Origin of the sequence: Kitasatospora sp. NPDC059408, from assembly GCF_042751525.1 — a bacterium.
Classification (GTDB): Bacteria; Actinomycetota; Actinomycetes; order Streptomycetales; family Streptomycetaceae; genus Kitasatospora.
Map to the genome: position 1 here is coordinate 1 of NZ_JBHYWI010000036.1, position 12,428 is coordinate 12,428.

General features: G+C 73.4%; 11 protein-coding genes. 8 read left to right on the forward strand and 3 right to left on the reverse strand.

Annotation, left to right across the window (positions count from 1 at the left end):
* Positions 1–202: 202 nt before the first annotated feature.
* Positions 203–2,116 carry an FAD/NAD(P)-binding protein gene (locus ACFXDE_RS23485; protein ID WP_380496753.1) on the reverse strand — a complete coding sequence of 638 codons (1,914 nt, stop codon included), beginning with the start codon at positions 2,114–2,116 and terminating at the stop codon, positions 203–205.
* A complete protein-coding gene (locus ACFXDE_RS23490; protein WP_380440070.1) occupies positions 2,113–3,075 on the reverse strand; it encodes an amino acid ABC transporter permease in 963 nt (320 codons plus the stop codon). The genes ACFXDE_RS23485 and ACFXDE_RS23490 overlap by 4 nt, the downstream gene beginning before the upstream one ends.
* A 504-nt stretch (positions 3,076–3,579) precedes the next feature.
* Here ACFXDE_RS23490 and ACFXDE_RS23495 point away from each other — a divergent pair.
* The 8 genes from ACFXDE_RS23495 (at position 3,580) to ACFXDE_RS23530 (ending at position 11,428) form a co-directional block, all read left to right on the forward strand.
* Positions 3,580–4,740, forward strand: coding sequence for an LLM class flavin-dependent oxidoreductase (locus tag ACFXDE_RS23495; RefSeq protein WP_380440072.1), 1,161 nt, complete (start codon positions 3,580–3,582; stop codon positions 4,738–4,740).
* The gene (locus ACFXDE_RS23500; protein ID WP_380440074.1) at positions 4,737–5,237 is read left to right on the forward strand and encodes a GNAT family N-acetyltransferase; all 501 of its coding nucleotides are present in this window, start codon (positions 4,737–4,739) and stop codon (positions 5,235–5,237) included. Before ACFXDE_RS23495 ends, ACFXDE_RS23500 begins: the two co-directional genes overlap by 4 nt.
* Positions 5,238–5,262: 25 nt before the next feature.
* Positions 5,263–6,210 carry an ABC transporter substrate-binding protein gene (locus ACFXDE_RS23505; protein WP_380496754.1) on the forward strand — a complete coding sequence of 316 codons (948 nt, stop codon included), beginning with the start codon at positions 5,263–5,265 and terminating at the stop codon, positions 6,208–6,210.
* A gap of 49 nt (positions 6,211–6,259) precedes the next feature.
* A complete protein-coding gene (locus ACFXDE_RS23510; RefSeq protein ID WP_380496755.1) occupies positions 6,260–7,246 on the forward strand; it encodes an amino acid ABC transporter permease in 987 nt (328 codons plus the stop codon).
* A 29-nt stretch (positions 7,247–7,275) separates the two neighbouring features.
* Entirely contained in the window at positions 7,276–8,028 is a 753-nt protein-coding gene (locus ACFXDE_RS23515; RefSeq protein WP_380440183.1) for an amino acid ABC transporter ATP-binding protein, read from the forward strand.
* Between the two features lie 45 nt (positions 8,029–8,073).
* Positions 8,074–9,057: an ABC transporter substrate-binding protein gene (locus ACFXDE_RS23520; RefSeq protein WP_380496757.1), complete on the forward strand. Its 984-nt coding sequence runs from the start codon at positions 8,074–8,076 to the stop codon at positions 9,055–9,057.
* Positions 9,058–9,132: 75 nt separating this feature from the next.
* Positions 9,133–10,380, forward strand: coding sequence for a serine/threonine-protein kinase (locus ACFXDE_RS23525; protein ID WP_380496759.1), 1,248 nt, complete (start codon positions 9,133–9,135; stop codon positions 10,378–10,380).
* A 196-nt stretch (positions 10,381–10,576) separates the two neighbouring features.
* Positions 10,577–11,428, forward strand: coding sequence for a fumarylacetoacetate hydrolase family protein (locus ACFXDE_RS23530; protein WP_380496760.1), 852 nt, complete (start codon positions 10,577–10,579; stop codon positions 11,426–11,428).
* Between the two features lie 76 nt (positions 11,429–11,504).
* Here ACFXDE_RS23530 and ACFXDE_RS23535 read toward each other — a convergent pair whose 3' ends face one another.
* Entirely contained in the window at positions 11,505–12,263 is a 759-nt protein-coding gene (locus ACFXDE_RS23535; RefSeq protein ID WP_380496798.1) for a TetR/AcrR family transcriptional regulator, read from the reverse strand.
* Positions 12,264–12,428: the final 165 nt, after the last annotated feature.

Sequence of the window (12,428 nt, forward strand, 5' to 3'; positions counted from 1 at the left end):
ACTCTGTGGGTGGGGTGTTCTCGCCGTTGGCAGTCTGAAAATCACCCGTCACGCCCCTCTCCGCGGCCACCCCCTCCGCCACCCCCTCCCGCAGCGCTCCCTCTCGCTGTGGGGGGATGAGGGGTGGGGGTGGTTGAGGGGGTGCGTTGGTGCGACGCGGTGGGGGGGGTGAAGGGGGTGGGGTAGCTGCGGAACGGGGGCTTCAGATGGCCAGTGCCGGGGTCGGGTGGGTAGCCATGGTTTGTAGCAGGGTTCGGGCGGTGGAGTCGTTCTGGCGGAAGCCCAGGGAGTTGGTGCGGGGGCGGGCGAAGGCCGAGGCGGCGCGGAGGGTGGTGTGGGGGCCCATGGCGGTGCGGCGCGGGTGTGGGGCGCCGTTCAGGGCGGGGTCGATGAGGCGGCTGTCGTGTGGGGAGATCGCGATCAGGCCGGAGTGGTGGGTGTACTCCTCGTCGGTCAGGACCTCCTCGACGACCCGGTGGGTGTGGTGCAGGTCTTGCAGGACGGGGTCCGCGGTGCGGCCGATGGTGTGCTTCGGGAGGTAGGCCTCGATGAGGGCCGTCGCGGTGACGGTGTGGCCGGGGACGGTGGTTCCGGAGGCTCGCCAGGTGCCGTCGGCCTCGTTCCGGGTGATCCGGATGCCCGCGCCGAGGAACCGGACCACGCCGGCCTCGGAGAGCGCGAGCAGCTGGCGCAGCCGGAAGCCGGGCGGGCCGGAGGCGAGGTGGTTGAAGTAGCCGAAGAACCACCCGTCGACCTCCTCCGCGATCGACCGGGCGGTCAGCAGCCCGGAGCCGATCACCCGGGGGAGCTGGCCGAACAGCGAGAGCAGGGCGAGGAACGCGCCGAGGTCGGCGCTGTGGGCGGGGTCGGCGCGGCGGTCGGCGTCGGCGGTGATGTAGGCGCGCAGGTGGGCCTGGAGTTCGTCCGCGGACCTCAGTTCTGTTCCGGCCAGCGGGCGGTCGAGCCGTTCGAAGTCGAGCCGGTCGGCGAGGTCGGGGACGGCTTCGGCGACGAGGGCGGCGAGTTCGGGGGTGTACCAGCCGTACCGGTCGTAGCGGGCGAGGAACCCGGTCCAGGGCAGGGCGGTGCGTTCGGGGTGTGCGTGGAACAGTTCGTGGTAGTAGCCGAAGCCGACCTCCTTGGCCATCAACGGCCAGACGTCGCGGCGCAGTTCGAGCGGTCCGCCGGTGGCGAGGACGGCGTCGACGGCGGCCGCGCCGAAGTAGCGGGGGAGCGGGGCGGGCGGGCCTTGGAGGCGGTAGCCGGTCTTGGAGTGGTACGGCACGCCGCGCCGGGAGCCGAGGTGGAGTACCGGTTCGCGGCCGGAGGGGTGGTAGCGCAGCCCGTCCGGGGTGGGTTCGTAGTGTCCGCCGCGGCCTTCGGTCAGGAGCGTGATCAGGTCGACCGCGGCCAGGCCGAGGCCGCGCAGCACGGTGTGCTCGCCGGGGGCGAGGCCCGTGAGGTCGGCGTCGGCGGTGTAGGCGGGCGGGAGGTGGAAGCGGCCGTGCCGGGCGGCGAAGTCGGCGTCGGCGTCGTGGCGGGGGTGCGGGGTGGAGTCGAGGTGGCCGAGGGTGAGGGCGACGTGGTCGGCGGTGAGCGTGCGGTCGCCGAGGTGGACGGTCTGCGGGCCGTCGGCGGGGCCGTCGATCCGCCGGACGGTGTCCCGGTGGACGGTCACGGTGACGTGCGGCGGCAGGTCGGCGACGGCGCGGCGGAACACCCAGTCCAGGTAGGCGCTCTGGGCCCGGCGGGTGGGGAAGTCGGTGGGGGCGAGGGTGCGCAGCTCGGCCCGCACGGCCGGGTCCGCGACCTCCCGGTAGGGCGCGAACTCGTGTCGGCGGCGGGCCCATTCGGCGAGCGAGGGGCCGGGGCGGACCGGGCCCTCGATGGTGGAGTGCTCGTCGGTGAACATCGTGACGTCCTCGGCCATCGAGTTCATCCGCAGCAGCGGGGACTGGTCGTGCCGCCAGATCCGGCCCGCGCCCGGCGGGTGCGGGTCGACCAGGTGGACGTGCAACGGCCGGTCGGCGGGCAGGAGTTCGGGGGCGTTGGCGGCGATCCGCTCCAGCAGCCCGGTGCCGCGCGGGCCCGCTCCGACGATGACGAGAACGCTCATGCCCCGACCACCCGCCGGAGGGCCGCCCGGGCGCGCTGGAGCGGGGTGGGCGGCAGCCCGTCCCGGGTGGCTCCCCTGGCGTAGTGCCGTTCGACGTAGTACTGGCCGACGGACAGGACGGTGGTGATCACCAGGTACCAGATGGTGGCGACCATCAGCATCGGGATGACCTGGTACGACTGCAGGTAGACCAGCTGGACCGAGTACAGCAGGTCGGACACGGCCAGCACGCTGACGATGCTGGTGCCCTTGAGGGCGCCGATCAGCATGTTCCCCGCGGTGGGCACGATCGCCCGCATCGCCTGCGGCACGACGATCCGGCGCAGCACCCGCCACCGGCCGAGACCGAGCGCGGCCGCGGCCTCCAGCTGCCCGCGGTCGACGGACAGGATGCCGCCGCGGATCACCTCGGCCGCGTACGCGGTCTCCAGCAGGGTGAGGCCGATGACGGCGGTGAGGGTGGGCCCGATCAGGTTGACCGTCTTCACGGTGACGAACTCCGGGCCGAACGGGATGCCGAGGCCGAGGGTCGGGTAGAGCGCGCCGATGTTGAAGAAGAACAGCAGCTGGACCAGCGGCGGGGTGGAGCGGAAGAGCCAGATGTAGCCCCAGCTCAGCGTGCGCAGCACCGGGTTGGCGGACAGCCGCATGGTGGCGAGCAGGGTGCCGAGCACGAAGCCGAGGCCGAGCGTGACGGCGGTGAGCCAGAGGGTCAGGCCGAGCCCGTCGAGGACGGACCGCGCGGTGAACCACTCGGCGACGACGCCCCACTGGAAGGCGTCGTTGCGGACGACCGACGCGACCGCCATGACGAACAGCAGCAGGGCGACCGCGGCGGCGATCCACTGGCCGGGGCTCCGGCGGGCGACGATCCGGGCCTCGGCGGTGCCGGGGTCCGGGGGCGGTGCGGGGCGGGCGGTCGGTGCGGGGGAGGGGAGGACGTCCGGCGGAGTGGCCATGGCGGAGGCTCCTGGCGGGAGGCGGGAGGTACGGGTGTCGTCACGTACGGCCGTCACGCCGGCCCGCGTCCCTCAACACGGCCGGCTCTGCGCTCCGCCGTGATCGTAGGCCGCGGCGCGCGCGGGCTGTCAAGGGTGACCAGGAGTCGCGGGAGGACGTCGAGAGATTGCAACAGCGCTGCAATGATGGGCGGTTGACGTACCGCTCGGGCCGCTGGTCAACTTGAGGCCATGTACGCCGAGCAGCTCCTGGTCACCCGCGACCACATCGACTTCGGTCGGGTGTGGTCGGCGGCGTGTCCGGCCTGACCCGGCAGCGGACCGCCGTCCTCCCTCACCGAGGGCTTTCCTGACGGCCTTCCCGACAGCCGTGCGCTGCCGCTCCCCCCGGCCTCACCCACTGCGCTCCGGCAGTTCCCTCGCCCGTCACGTACCCGTGCTCACGGCCGCCCCGCCGCGGCCGCCTCCGGCACGCCCGGATCCGCCCATTCGAAAGGTTCCGCCATGCCCGTCGAGTTCCTCGGCATCGCCGCCACCGGCGACGGTTCGGAGACCACCGCCCGCACCACCGCCGCCTTCGACCGCGACTACACCCTGCGGCTGGCCCGCGCCCACGAGGACCACGGCTGGGACCGCGTCCTGTTCGCGTACGGGGCCGGTTCGCCCGAGCCGGCCGCGGCCGCCGCGTTCCTCGCGTCGAAGCTCGACCGGCTGCAGATCCTGCTCGCCCACCGGCCGAACGTCTCCTACCCGACCTTCGCCGCCAAGACCTTCGCGACGCTCGACCAGATCAGCGGCGGCCGGCTCACCGTCCACTTCATCACCGGCGGCAACGACCACGAGCAGCAGCGCGAGGGCGACTTCCTCACCAAGGACCGCCGCTACGACCGCACCCGCGAGTACATCGGCATCGTCAAGAAGGCCTGGACGAGCCGCGAGCCCTTCGACCACGAGGGCGAGCACTACCGCTTCAACGACTTCGTCTCGGACGTCTTCCCCGTCCAGCAGCCGCGCCCCGGCGTCTCCTTCGGCGGCTCCTCGGACGCCGCCTACGCGGCCGGCGGCGCCGAGGCGGACGTCTACTGCCTGTGGGGCGAGCCGCTGGCCCGCACCGCCGAGCAGATCGAGCGGGTGAAGGAGGCGGCGCGCGCCGCCGGGCGCACCGACGTGCCGCGGATCCAGGTGGCTTTCCGGCCGATCGTCGCGCCGACCGAGGAGCTGGCCTGGGAGAAGGCGCACCGGACGGTGGACGCGATCAGGGCCCGCCGGGCCGGCGGGGAGCTGGTGCGCCGCGGCCGGCCGCTCGGCGCCGATGCTCCGGAGAACACCGGTTCCCAGCGCCTCGTCGAGATCGCCGAGGCCGGCGAGCGCTACGACCGCGCGCTGTGGACCCCGACCGCGGCGGCCACCGGCGGGGCCGGTAACTCCAACGCGCTGGTCGGCACGCCGGAGACGGTCGCCCAGGCCCTGCTCGACTACTACGACCTCGGCGTGGACATCCTCTCCGCGCGCGGCTACGACCTGCTGGACGACGCGATCGACTTCGGCCGGTACGTCATCCCGCTGGTCCGCGAGGAGGTCGCCAAGCGGGACGCCGCGAAGGCGGCCGCGCGGGCGAAGCAGGCCGAGCGCGACCGGCACCAGCTGATCGCGGTGCAGGCGTGAGCGAACCAGCCCATGCGGTGGCGGCCCGTGCCTTGGAGATCCGGCGCGTCACGGTCGACGATCCCCTGGTCGAGCCGCTGCTGCGCGAGCTGACGCACGAGTACACCAGCCGCTACGGCCCCGCGGGGCAGGTCGAGATGACCCGCTACCCGGCGGACGCGTTCGCCGAGCCGCACGGCCTGCTGCTCCTCCTGCTGGAGGACGGCGGGCCGGTGGCCGGCGGCGCGTACAAGCGCTACGACGAGCACACCGCCGAGCTCAAGCGGATGTGGACGGCCTCGGCGCACCGCCGCCGCGGCCTGGCCCGCCGGGTGCTGGCCGAGCTGGAGCGGGCCGCGCTCGCCGCCGGGTACCGCCGGATCTTCCTCACGACCGGTCCGCTCCAGCCCGAGGCCAGGGGCCTCTACCTGGCGGCCGGCTACACACCGCTGTTCGACGTCACCGCCGATCCCGTGGCGATCGGCCCGCTGCCGTTCGAGAAGCACCTCTTCCACTAGCGCACGACCGCACGAAAGGCCTTCCGTGAGAACCACTCCCGTCCGCCGCCTGCTCGCGGCCACGACCGCCCTGCTGTCGGTCCTGGCGGTGGCCGCGTGCGGCGCGGACCCGAAGATCCCGGGCGCGCCCGGTGCGAGCCGACTGGCCGCCGCGGCGGGCCAGGACGTCGTCTCCGGGGTCGCCACGTCGGACGCGGCGGCCGCCCTGCTGCCCGAGGAGGTCCGCGCCGCCGGCACGGTGAGGTTCGGTACGTCCTTCGGTTACCCGCCGAGCGCCTTCTACGCCGACCAGGCCACGAAGAAGCCGGCCGGCATCGACATCGACATCACCGACGCCGCCGCCAAGGTGCTCGGCCTCACCGTGCAGCGCGAGGAGGCCGCGTTCGAGACGATCCTGCCCGCCCTCGACAGCGGCAAGTACGACGTCGGCACCGGCAACTTCGGCGTCACCGCGGCCCGGCTGAAGACCATCGACTTCGTCACCTACATCGACGACGGCCAGGGCTTCGCGGTGCGCAAGGACGACGCGGGCGCCAAGCCCGTCACCGATCTCGTCCAGCTGTGCGGGCTGACCATCGGCACCGGCGCCGGCACCACCTTCGAGACCACGCTGAACGCGAAGAAGAACGTGTGCGCCGAGGCCGGGAAGAAGCCGTACGAGGTCAAGGCGTTCAGCGACAGCGGCGCCGTGCTCACCGGCCTCCAGCAGGGCCGGATCGACATCGTGATGTCCACCATCAACGGCCTGCGCTACCAGGCCGCGCAGGAGGCCTCGGGGACGCGCTTCCTCGGCGAGTTCCACCGGCTGGACGTCGGCTTCGCGTTCAAGAAGGGCTCCCGGCTGACCCCGGCGTTCCGGGCGGCCGTCAACCAGCTGATCAAGGACGGGACGTACGAGCGGATCCTGCGCAAGTGGGGCGTCACCGACTCGGCGATCCCGGAGTCCCTGATCAGCCCGCCCGAACACCCATGACCCCCGGGTCCGTCGGAAGAGCCCCCGGGCCCGTTGGAGGAGTCCCCGCATGACCGTCACCGACACCACCGCCGTCCGCAGACCCGCCGGCACCGCGCGCGGGCCCGGGCGCGTCGACCTCGACGAACTGGCCGGGCTGCGGACCGTCCCGGCCCGGCACCCCTGGCGGCTGGCCACCGGGCTGGCCGCGGTCGTGGTCCTCGCCCAGTTCGTCCACGGCCTGGCCACCAACCCGGGCTGGGACTGGGGCACCTTCCGGCTCTACTTCACCGCCGACGTGATCGTCCGCGCGGTCGGCCGCACCCTCGAACTCACCGCCTACGGCACCGTCCTGGGCTTCCTGCTGGGCGCCGTCGTGGCCGCGATGCGGCTGTCGCACAGCCGCATCCTGCGGACCGTCGCGTGGGCGTACGTGTGGGCGTTCCGCTCGATCCCGCTGATCGTCCAGCTGGTGTTCTGGTTCAACCTCTCCTACCTCTACAAGCGGTTCGGCTTCGGCGTCCCGTTCGGCCCGACCTTCGGCGGCTTCGAGACGATGAACGTGCTCAGCGCGCTCGGGGCCGCCGTGCTCGGCCTCGGGCTGCACCAGGCCGCGTTCGCCGCCGAGATCATCCGCGGCGGCATCATCGCCGTCGACGCCGGCCAGCGCGAGGCCGCCGCCGCGCTCGGCATCCCACGCCTGCGCCAGGCCTGGCGGATCGTCCTGCCGCAGGCGATGCGCGGCATCCTGCCGTCCGCCGCCAACGAGGTGATCTCGCTGCTCAAGGGCACCTCGGTGGTCTACGTGATGGCCATCGGCGAGCTCTTCTACCAGGCCCAGGTGGTCTACGGGCGGACCGGCCGGGTGGTGCCGCTGCTCATGGTCGCCACCGTCTGGTACGTCCTGCTGACCACCGTCCTGTCCGTCGGCCAGTACTACGTCGAGCGCCACTTCGCCCGCGGCGCCGAGCGCACCCCGCCGCCCACCCCGCTCCAGCGCGCCCGGACGTTCCTCCGGGGCGCCGGCGCGGTCCGCAGCCCGGAAGGACAGTCGTGACCACCCTGACGAAGACCGAGGCCGCCCCCATGGTGCAGGTCCGCGGCCTGCACAAGAGCTTCGGCCCGCTCGCCGTCCTGCGCGGCGTCGACCTGGACGTCCCGGCCGGATCGGTGACCGTCGTGCTGGGCCCCTCCGGCTCCGGCAAGTCCACGCTGCTGCGCTCGATCAACCACCTGGAGAAGCTGGACCGCGGCTTCGTCGCCATCGACGGCGAGCTGATCGGCTACCGGCGCTCCGGCGACCGGCTGCACGAGCTCAGGGAGCGCGAGGTGCTGCGCCAGCGCACCCACATCGGCTTCGTGTTCCAGGGCTTCAACCTGTTCCCGCACCTCACCGTGCTGGAGAACCTGGTCGAGGCGCCGGTCAGCGCGCTGCGCAGGCCGAAGGCCGAGGCCAGGGCGGCGGCGCTGCGGCTGCTGGAGCGGGTCGGGCTGGCCGACAAGGCGGACGCCTACCCGCGGCAGCTCTCCGGCGGGCAGCAGCAGCGGGTGGCGATCGCCCGGGCACTGGCCCTGGAGCCCAAGGTGCTGCTGTTCGACGAGCCGACCTCGGCGCTGGACCCGGAGCTGGTCGGCGAGGTGCTCGACGTGATCAAGGACCTCGCCCGCAGCGGCACCACGATGATCGTCGTCACCCACGAGATCGGCTTCGCCCGCGAGGTCGCCGACACCGTCGTCTTCATGGACGGCGGCGTGGTGGTCGAGCAGGGCCCGCCGGCCGAGGTCCTGGACCGCCCCCGGCAGGAGCGCACCAAGGCGTTCCTCGCCAAGGTCCTCTGAATCCGCACCCTTTAGAAATCCCCTTCCCCGTACAGGAGTTCCGCCATGTCCCTGCCCCGCCGCGCCCTCGTCGCCGCAGTCGCCGCCGTCTCCCTCCTCGGCCTGGCCGCGTGCGGCGGCCCCGCGGGCGCCGAGGCGGAGCTCGCCCCGGCCAAGGGCAGCACCGCGCCGGACGGCACGACGGTCAACCTGACGGCCGACCAGAAGCGCGTCACCACGCCCAAGGTGGACGCCATCGCGGCGCTCGTCCCGGAGGAGATCCGCAGACGCGGCACGCTGACCGTCGCCGACAACCTCGGCACCACCCCGCCGCTGGAGTTCTACGCCGACGACGACAAGACCGTCATCGGCGTCGAGCCGGACATCGCCTCGCTCATCGGCAACGTGCTCGGCCTCAAGGTCGAGTTCAACCCGGTGTCCTGGGAGAACATCTTCGTCGGCCTGGACGCCGGCAAGTACGACGCCGGCCTGTCCAACATCACCGTCACCGAGGCCCGCAAGGAGAAGTACGACTTCGCCACCTACCGGCTCGACATCCTCGGCTTCGAGGCCAAGAAGGGCAGCGGCCTGAAGGTGACGGGTGCCAAGGACCTCGCGGGCCGCACGGTCGGCGTCTCCTCCGGCACCAACCAGGAGAAGCTGCTGATCGCCTGGAGCGAGGAGGACGTGCGCAACGGCCTCAAGCCCATCGACATCAAGTACTTCCAGGGCGTCGAGTTCTACCTCGCGCTCTCCTCCGGCCGGATCGACGCCTACGTCGGCCCCAACCCCAGCCTGTCCTTCCACGCCAAGCAGAGCGGCGAGACCGAGGTCGTCGGCACCTACTCGGGCGGCGGCGCCGACGTCCTCGGCAAGATCGCGGCGACCACCAGGAAGGACAACGGGCTGGTCAAGGCGCTCAACGCGGCGATCGAGGAGACGATCAGGAACGGCACCTACGCGCAGGTGCTCAAGCGCTGGGGCCTCGCCAACGAGGCCGTGCAGAGCTCCGAGATCAACCCGCCCGGGCTGCCGAAGACCGCGTCCTGATCCGTTCACCCGTTCGTCTTCCCCCGCCGCTATGGTGGTCCGCCCGGCGGTGAACGCCGGGCGGAGGAAATGGACTTGGGGGGAGACATGCAGGCGGGGGACGTGCTCGACGGCCGCTACCGGCTGGAGTCGCTGCTCGGCCGGGGCGGCTTCGGCTCGGTCTGGCTGGCCACCGACGCGCGGATGGGCCGCAAGGTCGCGGTGAAGGTGCTGCTGGAGGAGCACGCCACCGACCGGGAGGCCGTCAGCCGGTTCATCCGCGAGGCCCGGACGGCCGGCGGGCTCGCCGGCCCGCACATCGTGACGGTGCACGACTACGGCCGGGTGCCGGCCGGGGGCGGCTCGGGGTCGGGGTCGGGCGAGACCCACTACCTCGTCATGGAGTACGTCCGCGGCCGCTCGCTCGCCGACGTCCTCAAGGACGGCGTACCCGACCAGGCCGACGCCCTGCGCTGGGCGCGCCACGTGTGCCGGGCGCTGGACGCCGCGCACCGCGAGGGCATCGTCCACCGGGACATCAAGCCCGAGAACGTCATGATCGCGGAGGACACCGGCAAGGCCAAGGTGCTCGACTTCGGCATCGCCCGCCTGCTCACCCAGAGCGCCGTGCTCACCTCCACCGGCAACATCGTCGGCACCGTGCCCTACCTGGCCCCCGAGGTCTGGTCCGGTGCCGGCGCGGACAGCCGGGCCGACCTCTACGCGCTCGGCGTCATGCTGTACCAGCTGTGCACCGGCCGGCGGCCGTTCCAGGCGTCCTCGGCCGCCGAATACATGTACAAGCACCTGGAGGAGGTCCCGGCGAGGGTCCGCACCGCCGACCCGGCGCTCGGCGACCTCATCGCCCAGCTCCTCGCCAAGGACCCCGCCGACCGGCCCGCCGACGCCGCCGAGGTGCACCGCCGGCTGCGCGAGGTCCGCGCCGGCGCGCCCGGCCACGGCGACCCCGGCCCCAGCCCCGAACAGCTGCGCCGGCGCGCCGACCAGGCCTGGCGGCTCGGCGCGGGCGGTGCGCCCGGGGAGGCCGTCGCCATGCTGCCCGGGATCATCCGCGACCTGGCCCGGATCTGCGGCCCGGCCGACCTCCGTACCCTGCGCACCTGCCACGACCTGGCGGTCTTCCTCGCCCGTGACGGCAGCAGGGGCGCCGCCGTCGCGCTGCTGCGCGAGCTCGTCCCGGCCCTCGCCGCCGCCCCGGAGGCCCGGGCCGACGTGCTGCGCGACCTCGACCGCTGGGAGCGCGAGCTCCCCGCCGAGGGCCCGGGCGAGCCCCGGGCCCTGACCCTCGACGGCCTGCTCGCCGGCGGCCCGCGGAACGGCTGAGGCACCGACGGGGGTGAAGGGTGTCAACCGTGCGGGACGCCGATTCGGGCCTTCCCCGGGCTGTAGGAATTGATAGGAATTCGCTCACCGGGACGGTCTGGATCGCCCGCGGCGCCGTTGATATACCTCGTTGCCAGACTCGGGACCGGTGTGCGGCCGGCCCGGTGACCTGCGACGAAATGGTGGTGACGGATCGATGAAGCTCCTCCGTGTCGGACCCCCGGGCGCCGAGCGTCCGGTCGTGCTGGGTCAGGACGGCACCGGTTACGACCTCTCCGGCCGGACCCGGGACGTCGACGGGTCCTTCCTGGCCGGACTGGACGCGGCCGCGCTCGCCCGGGACGTGGCGGCCGGCCTGCTGCCCGAGGTCGACCTCGCCGGGCAGCGCGTCGGCGCCCCGGTGGCGCGGCCGGGCAAGGTGGTCGGGATCGGGCTCAACTACCGCGACCACGCGGCCGAGGCCGGGGCCGCGATCCCGGACGAGCCGGTGATCTTCCTCAAGCCGAGCTCGACCGTGGTCGGCCCCTACGACGAGGTCCTGGTGCCGCGCGGCGGCGACAAGACCGACTACGAGGCCGAGCTGGCCATCGTGATCGGGCGCCCGGCGAGCTACCTGGCCGGCCACGCCGAGGCGGCGCGGGTGATCGCGGGCTACACGATCGCCAACGACGTCACCGAGCGCGCCTTCCAGCTGGAGCGCGGCGGCCAGTGGGCCAAGGGCAAGTCGGCGCAGACGTTCACCCCGCTGGGCCCGTGGCTGGTCACCGCCGACGAGGTGGCCGACCCCCAGCGGCTGCCGCTGCGGCTCTGGGTCAACGGCGAGCTCCGGCAGGACGGCAGCACCGCGCACATGATCTTCCCGGTGCTCGAACTCGTCCGCTACGTCAGCCAGTTCATGGCCCTGGAGCCCGGCGACGTGATCGTCACCGGTACCCCGGCGGGCGTCACCCTGGGCCACCCGGGCGCGGCGTTCCTGGCCCCGGGCGACGTCGTCGAGATCGAGATCGACGGCCTCGGCCGCCAGCGCCAGGTGCTCGGCAAGGCCTGAGCACCCGCCGCCCGACCCCAGGCACGGGGGTCGGGAGGCCACCCCGGCTCCACCGTTCCACCGCGGCCCGCGCCCCCTACCGCCCGGCCGCCAGCACCGCCCGCAGCCGCTCCGCCCGCGGCGCGTCCGGCCCCTCCAGCGCGAGCAGCGCGGCCAGCACCTGCGCCGTCTGCGGATCGTGCAGCGCCGTCGCCGCCGCCATCGCCGTGAACTGGTCGACCAGCCAGTCGCGCAGCTCGGCCACCGGCAGCGCGCGCCCCTCGTCCAGCCAGCTGAGCGAGGCCCCCTCGACCACCGCGATCCACGACCGCACCAGCAGCGTGAGCCGCGGGCCCGCCTCCCGGACGCCCAGGTGCCGCAGCGTGCGCCGCAGCGCCGCCCGCCGGACGTCGTCGACGATCGCCGAGGTACGGGCCGTCTCCACCACCGAACCGCCGCGCAGCAGCGCCGAGTAGCCGGCGTCGTGCTCGGCGACGAACGCGAAGTAGCCGTCCAGGACGGCGGACAGCTGCTCGGACGGCGTGCCGGTGAGCGGGACGGCGAACCGGCTGGTCAGCTCGTCGGCGGCGGTGCGCAGCGCGGCCTCGTAGAGCTGCTGCTTGCCGCCCGCGAAGTAGCGGTAGACGAGCGGCCGGGAGGCCCCGGCGGCCTCGGCGACGTCGTCCAGGCCGACCTCCTCGGGCGCCCGGGTGGCGAACAGCTCCAGGGCCACCGCGATGAGCTGCTCGCGCCGCTGCTGGACCGGCAGCCGCCGGTAGCCGGTGCGGCGCGGCCGCGGTTCGGCGTCGGCCGGGGGGTCCGCCGGGCCGGATGCGGTGGCGGGGCGGGCATCCATGGCGCTCATGGCCGTCAGCGTAATGGGCGTCGGGACGATCGGATCCTGTCGGGCGCCGATGTTCTCGAACGGCTGTTTGCGGGTGCCTTCCGAACGGTTGTCGCGGCGCGCGGCCGGTCGCCGCCCTCCCGTGGGCCACCCGTACCGGGGGGCAAGGGGGTTGCA

What these genes read in the sequence shown, in the direction of transcription:
- ACFXDE_RS23515 (WP_380440183.1), top strand. Translation starts at nt 7,276, where the DNA reads ATGGTGCAGGTCCGCGGCCTGCACAAGAGCTTCGGCCCGCTCGCCGTC.
- ACFXDE_RS23495 (WP_380440072.1), top strand. Translation starts at nt 3,580, where the DNA reads ATGCCCGTCGAGTTCCTCGGCATCGCCGCCACCGGCGACGGTTCGGAG.
- ACFXDE_RS23530 (WP_380496760.1), top strand. Translation starts at nt 10,577, where the DNA reads ATGAAGCTCCTCCGTGTCGGACCCCCGGGCGCCGAGCGTCCGGTCGTG.
- ACFXDE_RS23485 (WP_380496753.1), bottom strand. Translation starts at nt 2,116, where the DNA reads ATGAGCGTTCTCGTCATCGTCGGAGCGGGCCCGCGCGGCACCGGGCTG.
- ACFXDE_RS23520 (WP_380496757.1), top strand. Translation starts at nt 8,074, where the DNA reads ATGTCCCTGCCCCGCCGCGCCCTCGTCGCCGCAGTCGCCGCCGTCTCC.
- ACFXDE_RS23510 (WP_380496755.1), top strand. Translation starts at nt 6,260, where the DNA reads ATGACCGTCACCGACACCACCGCCGTCCGCAGACCCGCCGGCACCGCG.
- ACFXDE_RS23490 (WP_380440070.1), bottom strand. Translation starts at nt 3,075, where the DNA reads ATGGCCACTCCGCCGGACGTCCTCCCCTCCCCCGCACCGACCGCCCGC.
- ACFXDE_RS23535 (WP_380496798.1), bottom strand. Translation starts at nt 12,263, where the DNA reads ATGGATGCCCGCCCCGCCACCGCATCCGGCCCGGCGGACCCCCCGGCC.